This window comes from Rhizobium binxianense (assembly GCF_028994275.1).
GTDB classification, from domain to species: domain Bacteria; phylum Pseudomonadota; class Alphaproteobacteria; order Rhizobiales; family Rhizobiaceae; genus Rhizobium; species Rhizobium binxianense.
Map to the genome: position 1 here is coordinate 127,140 of NZ_CP118713.1, position 20,582 is coordinate 147,721.

The 20,582-nt window shown below is 62.8% G+C and carries 18 protein-coding genes; 6 read left to right on the forward strand and 12 right to left on the reverse strand.

Features of this window, described 5'->3' with window-relative positions:
- Positions 1–825, reverse strand: coding sequence for an NmrA family NAD(P)-binding protein (locus PO860_RS00650; RefSeq protein ID WP_273883647.1), 825 nt, complete (start codon positions 823–825; stop codon positions 1–3).
- 101 nt (positions 826–926) lie between these two features.
- Between PO860_RS00650 and PO860_RS00655 the strand changes: the two genes are divergently transcribed.
- The 3 genes from PO860_RS00655 (at position 927) to PO860_RS00665 (ending at position 3,331) form a co-directional block, all read left to right on the forward strand.
- On the forward strand, positions 927–1,580 hold the full coding sequence (locus tag PO860_RS00655) for a TetR/AcrR family transcriptional regulator (RefSeq protein WP_183605540.1): 654 nt from the start codon (positions 927–929) through the stop codon (positions 1,578–1,580).
- Positions 1,581–1,653: 73 nt separating this feature from the next.
- Complete coding sequence (locus PO860_RS00660) at positions 1,654–2,343, forward strand: orotate phosphoribosyltransferase (RefSeq protein ID WP_183605541.1); 690 nt, start codon at positions 1,654–1,656, stop codon at positions 2,341–2,343.
- Positions 2,344–2,404: 61 nt separating this feature from the next.
- Positions 2,405–3,331, forward strand: a complete 927-nt coding sequence (locus PO860_RS00665) for a carbohydrate kinase family protein (RefSeq protein WP_183605542.1) — start codon at positions 2,405–2,407, stop codon at positions 3,329–3,331.
- Between the two features lie 58 nt (positions 3,332–3,389).
- On the opposite strand, the gene otsA is transcribed toward PO860_RS00665, so the two are convergent.
- From otsA to PO860_RS00680, 3 genes are all read right to left on the reverse strand, one after another.
- Positions 3,390–4,790: an alpha,alpha-trehalose-phosphate synthase (UDP-forming) gene (gene otsA / locus PO860_RS00670; protein ID WP_183605543.1), complete on the reverse strand. Its 1,401-nt coding sequence runs from the start codon at positions 4,788–4,790 to the stop codon at positions 3,390–3,392.
- 553 nt (positions 4,791–5,343) lie between these two features.
- Positions 5,344–6,969: a glucose-6-phosphate isomerase gene (gene pgi / locus PO860_RS00675; RefSeq protein WP_275033704.1), complete on the reverse strand. Its 1,626-nt coding sequence runs from the start codon at positions 6,967–6,969 to the stop codon at positions 5,344–5,346.
- A gap of 185 nt (positions 6,970–7,154) precedes the next feature.
- Entirely contained in the window at positions 7,155–8,855 is a 1,701-nt protein-coding gene (locus PO860_RS00680; RefSeq protein ID WP_272782857.1) for a long-chain fatty acid--CoA ligase, read from the reverse strand.
- A gap of 245 nt (positions 8,856–9,100) precedes the next feature.
- On the opposite strand from PO860_RS00680, the gene PO860_RS00685 reads away from it, so the two are divergent.
- Complete coding sequence (locus PO860_RS00685; protein WP_183605546.1) at positions 9,101–9,493, forward strand: PRC-barrel domain-containing protein; 393 nt, start codon at positions 9,101–9,103, stop codon at positions 9,491–9,493.
- A gap of 324 nt (positions 9,494–9,817) precedes the next feature.
- On the opposite strand, the gene PO860_RS00690 is transcribed toward PO860_RS00685, so the two are convergent.
- The 7 genes from PO860_RS00690 to PO860_RS00720 all read right to left on the reverse strand — a co-directional run bounded on the left by PO860_RS00690 (position 9,818) and on the right by PO860_RS00720 (position 17,056).
- Entirely contained in the window at positions 9,818–12,271 is a 2,454-nt protein-coding gene (locus PO860_RS00690) for a glycoside hydrolase family 2 protein (protein ID WP_275033707.1), read from the reverse strand.
- 72 nt (positions 12,272–12,343) lie between these two features.
- On the reverse strand, positions 12,344–12,739 hold the full coding sequence (locus PO860_RS00695; RefSeq protein ID WP_183605548.1) for a VOC family protein: 396 nt from the start codon (positions 12,737–12,739) through the stop codon (positions 12,344–12,346).
- Between the two features lie 96 nt (positions 12,740–12,835).
- Positions 12,836–13,585, reverse strand: a complete 750-nt coding sequence (locus PO860_RS00700; protein ID WP_183605549.1) for an ABC transporter permease — start codon at positions 13,583–13,585, stop codon at positions 12,836–12,838.
- Complete coding sequence (locus PO860_RS00705) at positions 13,582–14,526, reverse strand: ABC transporter ATP-binding protein (protein WP_272782858.1); 945 nt, start codon at positions 14,524–14,526, stop codon at positions 13,582–13,584. Before PO860_RS00705 ends, PO860_RS00700 begins: the two co-directional genes overlap by 4 nt.
- A complete protein-coding gene (locus PO860_RS00710; protein ID WP_272782859.1) occupies positions 14,523–15,689 on the reverse strand; it encodes an ABC transporter permease in 1,167 nt (388 codons plus the stop codon). The genes PO860_RS00705 and PO860_RS00710 overlap by 4 nt, the downstream gene beginning before the upstream one ends.
- Positions 15,690–15,776: 87 nt before the next feature.
- Entirely contained in the window at positions 15,777–16,685 is a 909-nt protein-coding gene (gene osmF, locus PO860_RS00715) for a glycine betaine ABC transporter substrate-binding protein OsmF (RefSeq protein WP_183605552.1), read from the reverse strand.
- A gap of 185 nt (positions 16,686–16,870) precedes the next feature.
- Entirely contained in the window at positions 16,871–17,056 is a 186-nt protein-coding gene (locus PO860_RS00720; protein ID WP_210305625.1) for an acetyltransferase, read from the reverse strand.
- A 49-nt stretch (positions 17,057–17,105) separates the two neighbouring features.
- On the opposite strand from PO860_RS00720, the gene PO860_RS00725 reads away from it, so the two are divergent.
- Both PO860_RS00725 and PO860_RS00730 read left to right on the forward strand, forming a co-directional pair.
- Entirely contained in the window at positions 17,106–18,353 is a 1,248-nt protein-coding gene (locus PO860_RS00725) for a LysR family transcriptional regulator (protein ID WP_272782860.1), read from the forward strand.
- Positions 18,350–19,075, forward strand: a complete 726-nt coding sequence (locus PO860_RS00730) for a copper homeostasis protein CutC (protein ID WP_273883642.1) — start codon at positions 18,350–18,352, stop codon at positions 19,073–19,075. The genes PO860_RS00725 and PO860_RS00730 overlap by 4 nt, the downstream gene beginning before the upstream one ends.
- A gap of 267 nt (positions 19,076–19,342) precedes the next feature.
- Here the strand turns inward: PO860_RS00730 and PO860_RS00735 are convergent, their stop codons facing one another.
- Entirely contained in the window at positions 19,343–20,362 is a 1,020-nt protein-coding gene (locus PO860_RS00735) for a zinc-binding alcohol dehydrogenase family protein (protein ID WP_183605556.1), read from the reverse strand.
- Positions 20,363–20,582: the final 220 nt, after the last annotated feature.

Consider the following 20,582-nt stretch of genomic DNA (forward strand, 5'->3'; position numbering starts at 1 on the left):
TCAGGCGCTCCATAGTCCGGTTGCCGCGGTCTCCCGCGCATAGTGGCCGAAATCGGTGGCGGGGCGGCCGAGAATTTCGGCGACACCGTCCATGGTGCTGGAATTGCGCCCGTCGAGCACCTGGCCGAACAGTTCCTCCAGAAGATCGGTCAGGCCCTGCGGCAGGCCGGCAGCCGCAAGCCCGCCGGTGAATTCAGCCATCGACACCTGCTGATATTCGATCGGCCGCCCGGCGGCCTGAGCGATTTCGGCGACCGCCTGGCGGAATGTCAGCGCCCGCGGGCCGGTCAGTTCGTAAGCCTTGTTGCGATGGCCGGGATCGGTCAAGGCGGCGACGGCCGCATCGGCGATATCGTCGGCATCGATGAAGGGTTCGCGGATCTTGCCCGCCGGCAATTGCAGCCGGCCGGCGAGGATCTGTTCGACAAAGGCGCCCTCGCTGAAATTCTGGCAGAACCAGGAGGCACGCAGGATGGTCGTGTCAATGCCGGAGGCCTTCAGCGCCGCCTCGCTGCGTTGCGCGCCCTCTTCGCCGCGACCGGAGAGCAGCACGATATGCTCAAGGCCACAGTCTACCGCGACCTTGGCGAGCGCCCCGATCACCTCTGCCGCCCAGGCGACGGAAAGATCCGCCTGGAAGGCGACATAGGCGCTCGATGCGCCCTCGAGTGCGCCGCACCAGGTCGATCTGTCCTCCCAATCGAAGGGACGGGCGCTCGAGCGCGACGCGGCGCGAACGGTGAGCCCACGCGCTTCCAGACGTTTGATGATGCGGCTGCCGGTCTTTCCCGATCCACCGACGAGGACAATTTCGGAAGTCTGCATGTCAAAACTCCTCCCAAATCTCAAAACAAGAGAAACTCTCTCATTTGCAAAATGAGATAATCTCTCTTATTTTCTTTGTCAACTTGGAAAAGGAGCAGACGATGTCGCAACAGCCGGTCGCCACGCGCAGACGCCAGTCGGAGCATACCGGCCAGCCGCGCCGGATTCCCAGCCAGCAGCGCGGCCGCGAGCGTTTCGAAAAGATCCTCGCCGTCGCCTCGGAGCTGATCGAAAGCCATGGCAGCGACGGCTTGAAGATGAGCGAGATCGTCGAAAAGGCCGGTCTTTCCTTCGGCGCCCTCTATCAATATTTCCCCGACAAGAGCTCGATCATCCGCACCTTGGCCGAGCGCTTCAACGAAGAGGGCAGACGGTGCGTCGAGGCGGAGCTGGCGAAGGTCGCCGACGCCGCCGGCCTGCAGGGCGCGCTCGCCAATATCGTCGACGAATATTACGGCTTCTTCCGCCGCGAGCCTGTGATGCGCGACATCTGGCATGCGACCCATACCGACAAGCTGCTGCAGCAGATCGATGCCGAGGACATGGAATTCCATGCCCAGGCATTTCTCGGCGTGCTTATCCGTCTAGGGCCGGATCGCGACCGCAAGGCGCTGCTCGCGATCGCAAGGCTGACGATGCAGCTGCTTGCCGCCGGCGTGCGTTACGCCGTTTCGCTGGATGCGGAGGAGGGCGCCCAGGCGGTTGCCCTGCTCAAGAAAATGCAGAACGCCGATATCGACCGTCTGCTGCAGTGATCGCCGCCTTTCGTCTGGAAACGGCGGGCTCTTGCTGCTATTCCCGCAAGGATCCAAGCCGAAGGAGAGCCGCATGATCCAGACCACATTTCCCGATCGCGCCGTGATGGCCGAGTTGCTGGCCAAGATGCTCTGGGAGATCAAGGCGGTGCATTTCAATGCCGCCCAGCCGTATAAACTCTCCTCCGGCATGGCGAGCCCGGTCTATATCGACTGCCGCAAGCTGCTCTCCTTCCCGCGCATCCGCTCGACGGTGATGGATTTCGCCGCCAGCACCCTGTTGCGCGATGCCGGCTTCGAGCAGTTCGATTGCATCGCCGGCGGCGAGACCGCCGGCATCCCCTTCGCCGCCCTGCTGGCCGATCGTCTCGGCCTGCCGATGATCTATGTCCGCAAGCAACCGAAGGGCCATGGCCGCAATGCCCAGATCGAAGGCAATATGCCGGAAGGTTCGCGCGTGCTCGTCATCGAAGACCTGACGACAGCAGGCGGCAGCATGTTCAAGTTCATCGACGCGGTCCGGGCCGCCGGCGGCATCGTTGATCACGGCATCGCGCTGTTCTTCTACGGCATCTTCGGCGACCAGCGTTTTGCCGACGGCAAGGTCCGGCTGCATCACATCGCCACCTGGCGCAATGTTCTGGCCGTCGCCAAGGCGCAGAAGCTGTTCGACGACAAGACGCTTGAAGAGGTCGAGGCCTTCCTCGATGCGCCGCTCGCATGGTCGGGCAGGAATGGCGGCGTCAGTGAGCTTTCGCTCTAGCTATTGACAAAAGCTCGCTTAATCGGTTGATGAACGTAGAAATGCTGTTGGGAGGAATTCGATGATTTTGTGCTGCGGCGAAGCCTTGATCGACATGCTGCCGAGGGACACCACCTTGGGCGAAAAGGGCTTTGCCCCCTATGCCGGCGGCGCGATCTTCAACACCGCCATCGCGCTCGGCCGCCTCGGCATCCCCACCGCCTTCTTCACCGGCATCGCCGAGGACATGATGGGCGAAATCCTGCTTTCGACGCTGAAGGCGAGCAATGTCGATTACAGCCCATGCGCCATCACCCCGCGTCCCTCGACCATCGCCTTCGTCAAGCTGGTCAACGGCCAGGCGACCTATGCTTTCTACGACGAGGGCACGGCCGGCCGGATGATCACCGAGGCCGATCTGCCTGTGCTCGGCGACGATTGCGAAGCCCTGCATTTCGGCGCCATCAGCCTGATCCCCAGCCCCTGCGGCGAAACCTACGAGGCGCTGCTTGACCGTGAAGCCGCGACCCGCGTCATCTCGCTCGATCCGAATATCCGCCCCGGCTTCATCAAGGACAAACCGGCGCATATGGCCCGCATCAAGCGCATGGCGGCCAAATCAGACATTGTCAAATTCTCCGACGAGGATCTCGATTGGTTCGGTCTTTCAGGTGACCATGATACGCTCGCCGCCCACTGGCTTGCCCACGGCGCCAAGCTCGTCGTCATCACCAAGGGCGCGGAAGGCGCCTCCGGTTATACAAGCGAGCGCAAGGTCACGGTGCCGAGTGAGCGCGTCACCGTCGTCGATACGGTCGGCGCCGGCGATACCTTCGATGCCGGCGTGCTGGCGTCGCTGAAGATGGATGGTCTGCTGACCAAGGGGCAGGTCGCCAATCTTGACGAAAAGGCGCTGCGCAACGCCCTGGCGCTCGGCGCCAAAGCTGCGGCCGTCACCGTCTCCCGCGCCGGCGCCAACCCGCCCTGGGCGCATGAGATCGCTCTTTAACCCTCGCGCCCCGGCCGGTGCGAGGCTCTTTGTGGTGACGCGGCTGGACGCTGATCGATCAGGCGCCTGTTCGGGCAAGCTCGGGAGCGGTCACCAGGTCCCGCAAGAAGTTTTCGCACCAAAGCGAGACATCGTGAGAGAGCAGATGCTCCATCATCATGCTCCAGCGCTCGCGGCGCTCCCCAAGCGACATGGCAAGGCCCCTGGCAAGCGCATTGGCAGTGCCTTCGACATCGTAGGGATTGACCAGCAGCGCACCCTTCAGCTCCCGAGCCGCGCCGGCAAAGCGCGATAGCACCAGGACGCCCGGGCGATCCGGGTTCTGAGCGGCGACATATTCCTTGGCGACGAGATTCATGCCGTCGCGCAACGGCGTGACCAGCCCGATCGTCGCCAGGCGGTAGAGGCCGGCGAGCACGGTGCGGTTGATCGAACGGTTGACATAGCGGATCGGCACCCAGTCGACCGTCCCGATGGCGCCGTTGACGCGGCCGGCCTGCTCGGCGACCATCTTCTGCATATGCTCGTATTCGGGAACTTCCGATCGCGACTTCGGCGTGATCTGCAGATAGGTGACCTTGTTCTGATAGGCGGGATTGCCGGTGAGGAAGCGTTCGAACGCTTCTAGCCGCTGAATGATGCCCTTGGAATAATCGAGGCGATCGACCCCGATGATCATGTCGCGGCCTTCAACGCTGCGCCGGGTCTTCTGCACCATGACATTGTTTGCGGCGCTCTCGGCGAAGTCGGCGAAGGCCGCGGTTTCGATCCCGATCGGATAGGCGCCCGCCTTGAATATCCGCCCATGTGAATCGAACGATCCATTTCCAAGGTCGTCGCCAATGCCTTCCCTTCTGAGATACCCGGCGAAGTTCTGGAGGTCGTAGTCCGTCTGGAAGCCGACGAGATCGTAATGCGAGAGCCCGCGCATGATTTCTTCATGGACCGGCATCGTGACGAGAATGTCGGCCGGCGGCCAGGGAATGTGCAGGAAGAAGCCGATCCGGTTCTTCAGCCCCATTTGGCGCAGTTCGGCGGCCAGCGGAATGAGGTGATAGTCATGAACCCAGATGATGTCGTCCGGCTCGATCATCGGCGCCAGCCGGTGCGCGAAAAACCGGTTGACGCGGAAATAACCGGCCATTTCCTTTCGGCCATATTCGGCGAGGTCGAGGCGGTAGTGGCAGATGGGCCAGAGAACACGGTTTGCAAATCCGCGATAATATTCCTCGACGTCGGTGTCGGTGAGATCGGTCAGCGCATAGGTGATGTTCCCCTTCTGCAGGTGCGCCAGCGGACCAGGCTCCCTGTCTCCGCTCGACTCTCCCGACCATCCCATCCAGATGCCGCCGCGCGCCTGCAGGGCTGCCTGCAGCGCCACGGCCAGCCCGCCGGCCGCGGCGCTCCCATCTTTGGCCGGCATGGGAACACGATTGGATACGACGATAAGACGGCTCATGAACTTCCTTTGGTGACGATCGATCGTGAAAACGCTCTGTTGCGAGCGTCTCGAGCAATCTCGTGAACTGGGCGCGAAAGAGTAAATCCGGACGCGAGTGGCCCGGTGCATACGCCAGCGGAAACAACGAAACGGGGCATCGTCCCCGGCTTGTAGGCCATGTCGTCGGAATACCCTGCGCATAGAATTTGCTTGAATCTAGGGCGATTGCGGGGAATTTAAAGAATTCTTTCTAAAATTTTCTATTAGAAGAACGTTCAATCCGGTTTTGCGCCGTGGGCCCTGTAGACAGGAATGCATCAGACAGGCCGCTATACGTTCACCTTTTGCGGGCCGCAATGACGATGTGGGCGCCAATCCGCTCTGGGTGCATGAGATTGGTTTGTAAGGTTGGAGCCAGCGTCAGCCCTCATGCGGCTGCCGTCACCTTCTCCCCCTAAACGGGGCGAAGGGACGATGCCGCAAGCTCTCCGTCCTCATCTACGTCTCGCATGGCACGTCCCCTCTCCCCGTCAGAACGGGGAGAGGATTAGGGTGAGGGGCGATCTCTCGCTTACTTCGCAAGCTTCGCCAGCGCCGCAACCAGGCCCTGCGTCGACGAATCATGCGATGCCGCACTCTGCTTGCCCTCGACAACCGGCAGCAGGCCAGTCGCCAGTTCCTTGCCGAGCTCGACGCCCCATTGGTCGAAGGAGTTGATCCGGAAGAGCACGCCTTCGACGAAGACGCGATGTTCGTAGAGCGCGATCAGGCGGCCGAGGGCGTAGGGGGTCAGCTTGTCGTAGACGAAGGTGATCGACGGACGGTTGCCGGTGAAGACGCGGTGCGGAGCGATGAAATCGGCCTTCTTGTCGTCCATGCCCTTGTCGGTCAGCTGCTTCTTGGCTTCCGCGAAGGTGCGGCCCTTCATCAGCGCTTCCGACTGGGCGAGCACGTTGGAGATTAGCAGCTGGTGCTGGTGGCGCAGCTCCGGCTCGAAGGCGTTGGCGGCGATCATGAATTCGGCCGGGATGATGCTCGTGCCCTGATGGATGAGCTGGTAGAAGGCGTGCTGACCGTTGGTGCCGGGCTCGCCCCAGACGACCGGGCCGGAATTGCCCTCGACCGGCGTGCCGTCGATGGTGACGCCCTTACCGTTCGATTCCATGTCGAGCTGCTGCAGATAGGCCGGGAAGCGTGACAGGCGCTGGTCGTAGGGCAGGATGGCGCGGGTGGGGTAGCCGAGCACATTGCGGTGGTAGAAGCCGATCAGGCCGAGCAGCATCGGCAGGTTCTCGGTAATCGGCGCCTTACGGAAGTGATTGTCGACGGCATGGGCGCCGTCGAGGAATTTGCCGAAATTCTCCGGCCCGACGGCGATCATCAGCGGCAGGCCGATGGCCGACCAGATCGAGTAGCGGCCGCCGACCCAATCCCAGAAGCCGAAGACGCGGGCGCTGTCGATGCCGAAGGCGGCGACCTTGTCGAGCGCCGTCGAGACGGCGGCGAAATGATGCTGCACGGCCGCTTCGCCGAGCGCCTTGGCGATGAAATTGCGCGCCGTCTGTGCATTGGTCATCGTTTCGACGGTGGTGAAGGTCTTCGAGGCGACGATGAACAGCGTCGTCTCGGGCTCGACGAGCTTCAGGATGTCGGCGATATGGGCGCCGTCGATGTTGGAGACGAAATGCGCGCGCGGGCCGTCATGGAAGGGGGCAAGCGCCAGCGTCGCCATGACGGGGCCGAGATCCGAGCCGCCGATGCCGATATTGACGACATCGGTGATTGCCTTGCCGGTGGCGCCTTTCAGCGCGCCGGAGCGGATCTCGTCGGCAAACCTACCCATGGCGGCAAGCACCGCGTTGACATCGGGCATGACGTCCTTGCCGTCGACCAGAACCGGCGTGTTGGAGCGGTTGCGCAGCGCGGTGTGCAGAACGGCGCGGTCCTCGGTGAAATTGATCGCCTTGCCGGAGAACATTTCCTCGCGCTTCTTTTCAACGCCGCCGTCTTCGGCAAGCTTGACCAGCAGCTTGAGGATGTCGTCATTGACCGCCGTCTTGGAAAAATCCATCAGCAGGTCGTCAAGCGCGACGGAAAAACGCGAAAAGCGCTGCGGATCGGCCGCGAAGGCGGCGCGGATATCGGTCGCCTTGGTGGCATCAGCGGTGCTTTTCAGCTGTTCGACGATGGCGTTCATGGGAGGCTCCTTTGGAGGCGGAAAGGTTGCGGAAACTATTCGCTTTCTCCAGTGCAAATCAAGTTCAGCCGCCGCTCAACATATAAAAAAGCCACCCGTGGCGAGCGGATGGCCGTCAATTTCATGACAGCGCCGCGCGGCCGAAAGATGCGCAAAGGACGCTGTCTCACTTTGAATTCGTCAATTCAGCCGCGCAGATCCTTGCGCAGGATCTTGCCGACAGGCGACTTCGGCAGCTCGGTGCGGAACTCGATGAAGCGCGGCCGTTTGTAATTGGTGAGGTTGGCGATGCAATGGGCCTTCACCTCCGCTTCCGTCAGGTTCGGATCCTTCCTGACGACGAAGAGCTTGACGGCCTCGCCCGAATGTCCGTCCGGCACGCCGATGGCGGCGGCCTCGAGGATACCGGCATGCATGGCGGCGACCTCCTCGATCTCGTTCGGATAGACGTTGAAGCCCGAGACCAGGATCATGTCCTTCTTGCGGTCGACGATCTTGGTAAAGCCGCGCGCGTCCATGAAGCCCATGTCGCCGGAGCGGAAATAGCCGTCCTCGGTCATCACCCGCGCCGTTTCCTCCGGCTTCTGCCAATAGCCGGCCATCACCTGCGGCCCACGGATGCAGATCTCGCCGACTTCGCCCAATGGCAGCGAATGGCCTTCCTCATCGCGGATATCGAGGTCGGTGGAGGGCATCGGCAGGCCGATCGTGCCGGTGAACTCGGCCGAATCGAAACGATTGGCGGTGGCAACCGGCGAGGTCTCGGATAGCCCGTAGCCCTCCGTCACCGGCGTGCCGGTCATCTTTAGCCAGCGGTCGGCGACCGGGCGCTGCACGGCCATGCCGCCGCCGAGCGACATGATCAGCGGCGAGAAATCGAGCTTGGCAAAATCGGCATTGTTCATCAGCGCATTGAACAGCGTGTTGAGGCCGGGGAAGATATGCACGTCGGACTTGCCGAATTCCTTGACGAGGCCAGGTATGTCGCGCGGATTGGCGATCAGGATATTGTGGGCGCCGAGCGACAAGCCCATCAGCGAATTCACCGTCAACGCGAAGATGTGGTAGAGCGGCAGGGCGCAGAGGAAATTCAGTACTTCGGGCTGTTTCTTGCGCTCGAAAGCCGATCGCAGCCATAGCGACAGCTGCAGCTTGTTGGCGAGCAGGTTTGCATGGGTCAGCACCGCGCCCTTGGCAATGCCCGTCGTGCCGCCCGTATATTGCAGGAAGGCAATATCGCTGCCCGCAAGTGTCACCGGCTGCAGCGTCTTTTGCGCCCCGTCGCGCAGCACCTGGCTGAAGCTCTTGTGCTCAGGGATCGACCAGGAGGGAACGAGCTTTTTCACCTTGCGCACGAGGAAATTGACGATCAGCCCCTTGGCCCCCAGCATTTCGCCGAGCGAGGTGACGACGACGTGGCGCAGATCGGTCTTGTTCAAAACCTGCTCCACCGTGCGGGCGAAATTCTCCAGCACGAAGATCGCCTTGGCGCCGGAATCCCGCAGCTGATGTTCGAGTTCACGCGGCGTATAGAGTGGGTTGACGTTGACGACGACGAGGCCGGCCCTGAGGATGGCGTAGGTGGCGACCGGGTTCTGCAGCACGTTCGGCATCATCACCGCGACGCGGTCGCCCTTTTCCAGGCCGATGCTCTGCAGCCAGGCGGCAACCTTCTGCGTCTGGCTCTCCAGTTCGCGGTAGCGCATCGCCTTGCCCATGCTGGAAAAGACGGTGCGGTCGGCGTAACGGGCGCAGGATTTTTCGAGCAATTCGGCAAGCGAGGCATATTCCAGCGGCGGGAGTTCGGCCGGTACGACATCGGGATAGCTGGCAAGCCAGGGCTTATCCGGCTTGGCTCCGTTCGGATGGACGGAAATGCTGTTCATCGTATCCTCTCTCCCTTGCGGCCGCCGCACCGACCCGAGCCGGTAATCGACTGGAAGCAGTCCTCCATCTTCCAGTCCGGCAGCTTATGCCATTGCCTGAACGGTTCAAGCCGAATGAAGCTATACTAACCTTGACGTAAACGTCAACATTCGGCCCTTGCGTGAGATGGGGAGGGGAACTTTGAGGTTACCATGACGTTGATCTTGCATACCCAACCATGAGGAACACCAAAAGGAGATCCACAATGTTGAATCAGGATTCTGACGCCAGCCGCCGTGACCCGGATGCCAAGGTCACGCACTCGCTGATCGCCAGCGATCGCGTCGAAGGCACCCGTGTCTATGGTGCCGATGGCAGGCATATCGGCTCGATCGAACGCCTGATCATCGGCAAGCTCGATGGCCGTGTCGCCTATGCCGTACTGAGCTTCGGCGGCTTCCTCGGCATCGGTCACGACCACTATCCGCTTCCCTGGGAAAAGCTGAACTACGACACCCAGCTGGACGGCTATCGCATCGACCTGACCAAGGAGCAGATCGAAGGCGCCCCGAGCTATTCGGACGATGACGACACCTGGTACAACGACAATGGCCGCCGGGTCTATGATTACTACGGCGTGCCGCCCTACTGGATGTAACGTCGTCCGATAGGCCGAGCTGGAAGGGCCCCGCGGGATGCGGGGCCTTTTTGGTATTTGGCGACGGCTTCGCTCTTACGCGAGGTCATTGGGCACTCGATCTGGTAGACGCTTACTCACCCTCATTCCTGTGCTTGTCACAGGAATCCAGTGCGCCCAAGTCCTTGGGCGCGGAAGACTTTTCCGCTTGAGGTTTCGGGTCATTCACCGCGCGGACGCGCGGTGGCTGGATTCCTGTGACGAGCACAGGAATGAGGGAGGTAGAGAACACGGCAGCTAACAGGCCACATTTTCAACCGAGTAGCCGGGCACAGCCCGGATGGTTTAGTCCCCTGCAACAAGATCGTTGGCCGAGCGCAATACGGTGCCGACGACAATGTCGTCAGCCACGATCGTCTCCGCTGTCCTCACCACAAAGACATGGCTCTCGCCCGGCAGCAGCGTCACCAGCATCGAATCGACGACGGCATCCGGATCCAGCCGATCCCCCATCAAGCAGAGATCCTTGAGGAAATTTTGCGCCGTCACCTTCACGGCGACCCCACCGTCGATCCCGCTGACATCGACCACCAACCGCGGCGCCGGCAAGGCAAGGTCGATATCCTCGACGAAATAATGAAAAGCCCGCCTGTCGAGCATCTCGACGACAACAACCTCGTCCTTTGGTAAGTCCGGCGTGACGATATCCCCAGGCAGCGGAAATTCCTTGGCCTCGAAGCGGTCGCAGAGCAGACGCCAGAATTCGAATTCGGCCAGCACGGTGCCGTCGAGCTTCAGGCGTTTGCCGGCAATCTTCGCCCGCCAGAACAGGGTGCGTTCGTTGACCGCCACCGCCGCAAGGCCATCGCCGCGCGGCTGGATCGTCAGCAGGCGCGGATCATAGGCCGCCTTCAGCGCATACCAGAGCGGCTTGCGGCGCCCGGCCGAATCAAGCGCCGCCCATGAGGTGACCGGCCAGCAATCGTTGAACTGCCAGACGACGGCGCCCTTGCAGATATCCCGATGCGAGCGCATGTGCTCGATGCCGAAGCGGATGGCGCGGGCCTGATTGAGCTGGGTGGCGAAGTGCCAGTCGTCCATCGCTTGCGGCTCCGGCAGATGGCCGGAGAGGCCGCGGATCAGCTTGTCGTTGCCTTGGGTGGCCTTCTGATGGTGGAAGACGCCGTTCGATTGCGGCGTCAGCGGCGCGTCGTGCACGCTTTCTTCGATCGTCGCCCAGGCCGCCGGCGCCTGCCAGCCGAATTCGGAGCAGAAGCGGGGGATGTAGCTGCGATAGACCTCGTAACCGACATCGTTCCACACGTCCCAGATATGTTTGCAGCCATGTGCGTCGGCATTGGGTTCGATCTCCATCGAACCGGAATAGGGGCTGCCGGGATAATAGGGCCGGTCCGGATCGATTTCGGCGCAGAGTTTCGGCAGCAGGTCGAGATAATAGCCGAGGCCCCAGCTTTCGCCCGCCTTGATGATCGGCCGCCAGCCCCATTCGTCGAAGCCCCAGATATTCTCGTTGTTGCCGTTCCAGAGGACCAGCGAGGCATGCGGCATCAGCCGCACGACATTGTCGCGTACCTCGGCCTCGACCTCGCTTCTGAGCGGCTCCTCCTCCGGATAGGCGGCGCAGGCAAAGAGGAAATCCTGCCAGACCAGCATGCCCATGCGGTCGCAGGCCTCGTAGAACGCTTCGCGCTCGAAGATGCCGCCGCCCCAGACGCGCAGCAGGTGGATATTGGCGGCCTTCGCCTCCTCGATCCGCGCGGCATAACGCTCGGCCGTCACCCGCGAGGGGAAACAATCGTCTGGAATCCAGTTCGCCCCGCAGATGAACAGCGGCACGTCGTTGATGACGAAGGTAAAGGCCGAGCCGTGTTCGTCGGCCGCGGTATCGAGCCGCAGCGAGCGGAAGCCGAGGTCGCGCTGAAAGCTGTCGAGCAGACCGCCGCTGGCATCGTCGATCAGCTTCAGCGTCAGCGGATAGAGCGGCTGCGCGCCGAGATGGTGCGGCCACCAGAGCTGCGGCGAGGGGAGGCGGAGCTCGAAGGAAACCGCGTCGTTGTCAGCGCCGATCGCCACCGTCGTGGTCACCCCGCCGATCTCGGCGACCAGCCGGCACGGCCCGTGATCGCCGTGGCGCGCCAGCCTCGCATGCAGCTTCACCAGCCCGTCGCCGCCGGCAAGCGTTGCGGATACGCGTGTTTCGGCAAGCCGTGCCCGATCCCAGCTCTCCAGCCGAACGGGTTTCCAGAGCCCTGCCGTCACCAGCGTCGGCCCCCAGTCCCAGCCGAAATTGCAGGCCATCTTGCGCATCAGATTGCCCGGTCCCGGATAATTGTTGGGCCGGTAGCCGTAGTGCTTCTCCATCTCCACGCCATAGGCGTAAGCCGAGTGAAAGGTGACGGTGAGGTCGTTCTGGCCAACCTTCAGCAGTGCCGACACATCGAAGCGATAGGTGCGGTGCATGTTGAGGGTGCGGCCGATCTCTTCGCCGTTGAGGGCAATCACCGCGATCGTATCGAGCCCCTCGAAGACCAGCTCCTGCACCCTGCCATCGTCAGGCGCCGCTTCGAAACGGCAGTGATAGGTCCAGTCGGTTTTGCCGATCCAGTCATTGGTGATCTCGTTGACGTCGATATAGGGATCGGGGATCAGCCGGTTGGCGAGAAGGTCGAGATGCACGCAGCCCGGCACCGTTGCAGGAATGGCAGAGGGCAGGCCGGATCTTCCTGTATCGTTACAGGTGAGCGTCCAGCCGGAATTGAGCGCGGTCTTCTCGATCATGGCGGGCTCCTCATTCATCGCTCGAAGCTGTGGGATTCTCTGTGGAGTGGAACTATGTCGCTCTGAGAAGCGTCAGAGAAACCGGCCGTGGCGCTGCAGCACCTCGATCTTGTAGCCGTCGGGGTCGCTGATGAAGAAGAACAGGCCGAAGAGCTTGCCGTCGCGATTGAGCTCCACCAGTTCGCCGGGATGAAACCCGAGCTTCGACAGCCGCTCCCGTTCGATGGCGACCTCTTCGACGGAGACGGCAAGGTGGCCATAGGCATTGCCGAGATCATAGGGCGCGGTGCGGCCCTTGTTGACCGTCAGTTCCAGTTCGAAGCCGGTCTCGGCATTGCTCAGATAGATCAGCGTGAAGGTTTCGAAATCGACGCGGTCGGCGACCGAAAGGCCGAAGGCCCTGCTGTAGAAATCGACGGAGCGCGCCTCGTCGAGAACGCGGATCATGGAGTGGATCATCTTCGCCAAGGCGGCCTCCCATTGCACTACAGCGCCGCGCGTCTTTTTAGACGCGCAAAGGACGCTGTAGCACTTTGAATTACTGCAGCCTTGGTACCCGTCCTCTTACGCCGCGCGCAAGCCGATTCTTCGGGTGATCGCCGCTTCGACGAGGCCCATGGCGTCATAGATCAGCACCGCCATCAGGCCGACGATCAGGCCGCCCTGCAGGATGAAGGCGGTATTGTCGGATATCAGCCCGGCGATGATCACCTCGCCGAGGCCCTTTGCGGCAACTGTCGAGCCGATCGTCGCCGTGCCGATATTGATGACGGTCGCGACCTTCAGCCCTTCGAGGATCAGCGGCAGGGCCAACGGCAACTCGACGCGAAACAGCCGCTGCGTGCCGTTCATGCCCATGCCGTCGGCGGCATCGAGAATTTGCGGCGAAACCTGCTTGAGCCCGGCGACGGTGTTTTCGAAGATCGGCAGCAGGCCGTAGAGAAAGAGCGCAATCAGCGTCGGCATGGCGCCGAAGCCCGTCGCGGGCACGGCGAGCGCCAGCACCGCGACCGGCGGAAAGGTCTGCCCGGCATTGGCGATCGCGCGCGACAGCGGCAGGAAATCGGCCCCGCTTTCCCGCGTCACGAAGATGCCGCCGACAACGGCAAGCACGGCGCTGCAGACAATCGAGCCGATCACCAGTTGCAGATGGCCGACGGCCAGCGAGGCAAGGCTGTTTTGCGTATAGACGGCGGGCGCATTGTTGCTGGTCAGCGGCACCAGCAGGAAGGAAAGCCACTCCGTCCTGAACAGCAGGATCAGAAGCAAGGCGAGCGCCGCCAGGCGGAAGAGATTGGCGACGAGGAGTTTCATGCCTTGCGGCCCAGTTCGAGAAGCCGGCTCATCGAGATCGAACCGACAGGCGCCTTCTCGCCGTTCTCAACGGCCGCCTCGTCGACCCCCTGCCAGATCATTTCGGCGAGTGCATCGCGGAGACTCAGCGATTGCGGCAGGGCATAGGCGAGGCCGCTCTTCGCCGGCTCCATGCTCTCTTTCAGCGGCAGCAGTGACATCAGCTTCAGCGCCCGGTCGGAGGTGCCGGTCAATTGCTGCACGAAGGGATCGGCCGGTTCGGTGAGGATCTTTTCCGGCGTCGAGCATTGCAGCAATCTGCCCTGGCTCATCACGGCGATCTGGTTGCCGAGATGGAAGGCCTCGTCCATGTCGTGGGTGACGAGAATGACCGTCGTGCCGAACTGCTTCTGGATCGCCAGCAGGTCGTCCTGCGCCTTGCCGCGGATGACTGGATCGAGCGCGCCGAAGGGTTCGTCCATCAACAACAGTTCCGGTTCTGCCGCCAGCGCCCGGGCGACACCGACGCGCTGCTGCTGGCCGCCGGAAAGCTGATGCGGATATTTGTCGGCAAAGGTCGCCGGATCGAGGTTGAAGAGCCCGAGCAGTTCCTCGACCCGTCTGGCGATACGGGCGGAGTCCCAATCGAGAAGCTGCGGGACGGTGGCGATATTCTGCGCCACGGTGCGGTGCGGAAACAGGCCGTGGCCCTGAATGGCGTAGCCGATCTTGCGGCGAAGCTCGGTCACCTCAACGTCCACAACATTCTGCCCGCCGACGAAGATCTGACCTTCGCTGATCGGCACCAGCCGGTTGATCATCCGCATCAGCGTCGATTTTCCGGAGCCCGAGGTGCCGACGATGACGGTGACCGAACCCTTCTCGACGCGCATCGAGACGTCGTCGACGACGGTGGCGGTGCCGTAGCGCTTGGTGACGTTCCTGATCTCGATCATGCTCATGCGGCGGATCCCCGGATGCTGTCGATGACCGCATCGAGGATGACGGCCGATGAGAAGGCGAAGAAGACGGTCGGCACGGCGCCGAGCAGGACGAGGTCCATGGCCGTCTGGCCGAGCCCCTGGAAGATGAAGATGCCGAAGCCGCCGCCGCCGATCAGCGCGGCGATCGTCACCATGCCGATCGCCTGCACCAGCACGATGCGGATGCCGGTGAGGATGACCGGGAAGGCGAGCGGCATGTCGATGCCGGTCAGGATCTGCAGGCGTGTCAGCCCCATGCCGGCGGCAGCGTCCCGCACCGAGGGGTCGACGCCCTCAAGGCCGACGACGGTATTGGCGACGATCGGCAGCAGCGAATAGAGCACCAGTGCGATCAGTGCCGGCGCCGTGCCGATGCCGCGGATGCCGATGGCGGCGGCGAGCGGCACATGAGTGGCGAGATAACCGAGCGGCAGCATCAGCAGGCCGAAGAGCGCCAGACTCGGGATCGTCTGGATGAGGCTGAGCCCCTGCAGCACAATGGCGCGCAGCTTCGGCACCCAGAAGCAAAGGATGCCCAGCGGCAGGCCGAGAATGATGGCAATGGCAAGCGAACCGAAGGCCAGCAGCAGATGCGAAATCGCCTCGGTCTCGAACTGCGGCGCCCGTGTGGAAAATTCCTTCATGATCGACAGGCTGTCGAGCAGGCCTGACGAAAGCGAGAGGAAGAGCAGTGCGGTATAGGCGGCAAGGGCCGCGACCCGCATCCACGGCGCCAGCCGGATTTTGACAAGCGCATCCGAGATGACGAGCCCTATCACCGCAAACAGCACCCAGAAACCGCCGCCGGGTGTCATCCGCGCCACCGTGCTGCCGGGCGGCGTCGCTGCGGCGGAGACCAGGCCGATCGCCACGATCAGCGCGGCAAGGCAGAGGGTCGCGATGACGAGCCGCGCCAAGGCATTGCGCAGGAACAGCGTCGCGAAGGCAGAGAGAACGAGAAGCACGGTCAGGATGATGACGGAAGGCTGGGGAAGAAGCTGCGTCAAGAGCATCGGCTTGCCGGCGGCGATACGATTGGCCTTCACATAGATGAAGGGCATCAGGGCCGTCGCCGCGATGCCGCCGGCCACCAGAACCACGCCGAGCCGGTCCAGCCTGCGGACCGCTGAAGTTTCTTCCATCAATTCAGCCTTGTCCGGCCAACCCTATCTGGCCAAGCCTATCAGCAAAGGGAGGCTCCGCCCGCGATCGGGCGGAGCGAGCGACGACTACTTCAGGAAGCCTTTTTCCTTGAGATAGGCTTCGGCGACGGACTTTGCCGGCTCGCCGTCGACCTGGATCTTGGCGTTGAGCTTGCGCAACTCGTCGGCGGTCAGGCTCTTGAAGATCGGCGAGAGCACTTCCTCGATCTTCGGATTGGCCTTCAGCACCTCTTCGCGGATGATCGGCGTCGGCGCGTAGACCTGCTGCACGTTCTTGTCGTCTTCGAGAACGGTGAGTTCAGCCGCTTCGATAGCGCCGTCGGTGCCATAGACCATGGCGGTGTTGACGCCGTTGGTCTGGTCGGCGGCCGCCTTGATCGTCGCTGCCGTGTCGCCGCCGGAGAGAACGACCGTCTGGTCGGGCTTCAGCTGGAAGCCGTAGGTCGTCTGGAAGGCGGGAAGCGCGCCGGCCGAATTGACGAATTCGGCGGAGGCGGCAAGCTTGACGTCACCGCCGCCGGCAACCCACTTGCCGAAGTCCGTGAGGCTCTTCAGCTTGTTCGGGCCGGCGACATCGTTGCGCACGGCAAGCGCCCAGGTGTTGTTGGCGGGCGACGGCGTCAGCCAGACGATCTTGTTGGCGTCGTAATCGAGCTTCTTCGCCAGCTCATAACCCTGGTCGATATTCTTCCAGGCGGCGTCGTCGGCCTTGTTGAAGAAGAAGCCGGCATTGCCGGTATATTCCGGATAGATGTCGATTTCGCCGGCAGTGATCGCCTTGCGCACGACCGGTGTCGCGCCGAGCGCGATACGGTCCTGCGTCTTGATGCCGTTGGCTTCGAGCGCGAGCGCGATGACGTTGCCGAGCAGCGTGCCTTCGGTGTCGATCTTCGACGAGACGACGACGTCGGCGGCCTGGGCCGCACCCACCGCGAAGGCGGAGAGCGAAACGGCAAGTGCGAGTTTCTTCAGCATGGAAAGTCCCCTTGTTAAACACCGTGAATGAGGCACAAGCCGTTGGCGGTGGCTTGCGCGCGGGAAATCCGCCGGCGAGGGCGACCGAGCCGCCATCATGCCGGAATTGCGTGCGTCATGGAAATAGCGTGCCCTTCGGAAAAATCGATGCAAGCCCCCTCCAGTATTTGCGGTCACGCGGCCGATTATGGCGTCGAACACATCTCCATGCGCGGAAACGCATTCCCTTTTCCGGGGCCGGCGCGATTTGTTTTTATCCCCTTGCGTGTTTCCACGATGCTCCGGTGCTCTCTCGCGGTTTCCCGCCGCCCGGATATTTTATGACGGGAACGATAGCCCGCCGCCTTGGAGGCAGGGATATCTTTTTTCATGAACACATCATATCGTCCGGTTTTTCCAGCACTTTCCGGAGGCGGTCGTTTGCATCTTGGGGCCCTGTTCATTGCAAGCCATGTGCTGACATCCGGTTCGGTGCGCGAGACCGCCCGGCGCTTCCAGCTGTCGCCCTCCACTGTCTCCACGGCTATCCATAATCTCGAGACCGAACTGGCGATGAAGCTGACGGAACGCGCCTCCGGCGAGCTGGTCACGCTGATCGCAAGCGGCAGGGTGCTGGAAGGCTTGGCGCCGATCACGGCGGCGATCGCTGAATTCGGCCAATTCACGGACCATGACGCCGCCGCCGCCGAGGCCTACGAGGCCTGGGCATCCCGCATTCCGGTCAAGATCGTCACCATCGAGCGTTTTCTCGAAGTGGCCGATCAGGGCAGCATCAACCGGGCCGCGCGCCGCCTCCGCTTGGGGCAGCCACAGCTTTCGCTTCAGCTTGCCAATCTTGAGAAATTTCTGGGGGGCCGCCTGTTCGAGCGGCAGGCGCAGGGCTCGGTGCTGACGGAGGAGGGCAGGCGCGCCTACCAGATCTTCATGGCGATCAGCCAGGCGTGGAACGACCTGAAATCCTCGGCCGACGAGCGTTATCGGCGCACCGCCCGGTCGCTGCGCATCGGCTCGATCATCCCGACCGGATCGGAAAGCTGGGTGGCGCGCTGCCTGGGCGTGCTGGTCTCCGAATGGAATCTCCGCCGCAACAACAATGCGATCTCGCTGGTGTCGATGACCGCCGACGATCTGCGCGAGGCGCTGAAGAACGGCCGCATCGATGTGGCGATCCTGGATTCGGTCTTCGGCCTCGAAAGCTTCCGGCATCGCGAATTGCTGCAGACCGACATGGTGGTGATCGCCCCGCGTGACAGCACCGAGACCAGCGTCGCCGATCTGGTCGCCGGCCACCCGATCTGCATGCCGAGCCCGCGCACCGGCCTCGGCCATGCGGCCATGGCCTTCAGCTACGAGCGCGCGCCCGATCGGCGGTTCCGCGGCCAGGATATCACCGCGGCGGATTCGCTGCCCGTGATCGTCGACCTCGTCGCCAATCACGGCTATGTCTCTTTCCTCGGCCGGGTCAGCGCCCTGCCGATCGCCGACAAGGTGCGTATCGTCGATCTCGACGTGCATCTGCCGATGTCCTATCACGTCGCTTTCAACCATCGCAAAGCCGCCGCCGATGCCTGCACCGTGATCATCGAGGCGGCGGCGAGAATAACGTCGCAACCCGTCGCGCACACCGTGCGGCAGGCGGACATCGGAACCAGGGAGACTGCAGCGTGACGATCTTGCTCGAAGTATGCGTCGACAGCGCCGAGGGCCTTGCCGCCGCGATCGAGGGCGGCGCCGGCCGCATCGAGCTCTGCTCGGCCCTCGAGCTCGGCGGCCTGACGCCGCTGCCGAGCCTGATACGGATCGCCGCCCGCGCGCCCATTCCTGTCTATGCGATGATCCGCCCACACGCCGGCCCCTTCATCTTCGGCGCGACGGACGAGGAAGCGATGATGCTCGATATCGATGCGGTGCGCGCCGCCGGCCTCGCCGGCGTCGTCATCGGCGCCAACCGGCCGGACGGCACCCTCGACCTGCCGCTGATCCACCGCCTGAAGGCGCATGCGGCCGGCCTCGGCTCGACGCTGCATCGCGCTTTCGATCTGGTGCCGGATGCCGATCAGGCGCTGGAGCAGGCGGTCGAACTCGGCTGCGAACGTATCCTGACGTCAGGCTGCGCGCTGAAGGCGACCAACGGTCTCGACACGCTGAAGCGTATTTCGGCCAAGGCTGCCGGCCGCATCTCGATCATGCCGGGCAGCGGCATCCGCCCTGGAAATGTCGGGGAGATCCTGCAGGCGACCGGCGCCCGCGAGGTCCACGGCTCCTGCAGTTCACCGGTCGAAAGCGCCGACCCGCGCGCGGTCGCCTTCGGGTTTGAGGCGAAGAGTATGAACAAGACGGATGTCACGGTTGTCAGGGAGATGCGTAAGGCGATCGAATCGGTGGCTTAGCAGTGCCGTAGTTTCAGGCGAACCCGCTTTGCGTTTTGGATACTTCGAACGCGAATGCAGCGCTTGCGGCTGTGGATCCTCGGGTCAAGCCCGAGGAAGACGGAGTGTGGGGGAGCCTTTACGGCAAGTACCGCATGCGCAGCGGTTTTGTTGGAATTCCTCCAGACGTCCCGCCTCCTGCCGGTCTTTGCCCCCCACCTCCGTCATGCTCGGGCTTGACCCGAGCATCCACGCCCAGCACGCAGCGTGCATGTTACGCATCGCACTCTAACCACCAACCCTGATCACCGCCTTGATCAGCCCATTCTTCTCATGCGCCCAGCGCGCCAGATCGCGCGGCGCGTCGGCAAGCGTCGTGCGGTGGGTGATCAGTTTTTCCACCGGCACCAGGCCTTTGGCGATCGAATCCGCCACATGTTCGAAATCGATGCGGGTGGCGTTGCGGCTGCCGATCAGCGTCATTTCGCGCTTGTGGAATTCGGGATCGGAGAAGCGGATATCGTCCTTGACGACGCTGACCAGCACCAGTGCGCCGCCATGGGCAACGAAGGAGAAGGCCCTTTCCATCGACGGGCCATAACCGGTCGCGTCGAAGACCACGTCGAAACCGTCGCCATTGGTCTTTTCCTTGACGGCGTCTGCCGTTTGGTCGTTGGCAACGATGCCGGAGGTGAAGCCGAAGCGGTCCGACGCCATCTGCAGCCGCTCGGTGCTGGTATCGAGCAGCGTCACCTCATGGCCGGCAATGCGCGAGAAGAGCGCCGCTCCGAGCCCGATCGGGCCGGCGCCGATCACAAGCGACCGCGCTCCCGCACCCGTCATCGAGCGGCGCACCGCATGGGCGCCGATCGCCAGAAACTCGGTCGTCGCCGCCGCCTCGAGGCTCAAGCCCTTGGCGGGATAGAGATTGCCTGATGGAACCGAGATTTCCTCGCAGAAGGCGCCGTCCGTATGGACGCCGAGCACCTTGATATTGGTGCAGCAATTCGGCTTGCCCTGGCGGCAGGCGATGCATTGCCCGCAGGAGAGATAGGGATTGACGATCACAGGCGTGCCGGCCGCGAGGTCCACTCCATCGCCGGCTTCCAGCACCGTCGCCGAGATCTCGTGGCCCATCACCCGGGGATATTCGAGGAAGGGATGTTTGCCCTCGAAAATGTGGTAGTCGGTGCCGCAGATGCCGACATGGCTGACGGCAAGGCGCACCCAGCCGGCTGCCGGTGCCGCAGGCGAAGGACGCTCGACGATATCGAGCACGCCGGGCTCCCGGCAAACAACTGCTTTCATGACGGGTCTCGCATTCCTGGTTTTTACTCTGTGTCGTGCCACTGTAGTTCGGTTCGTGCAGATAGCTGCCCCTCACCCTAACCTTACCGGGGTCGAGCCACTCGTCGCGACCCGTCCTTTGGACCCCCGTAAACGGGGCGAGGGGAGGTGCCCTACACGACGTCAATGGGGACGGAGAGGTTTGCGGCATTTTCCCTTCTCCCCGCGAGCGGGGAGAAGG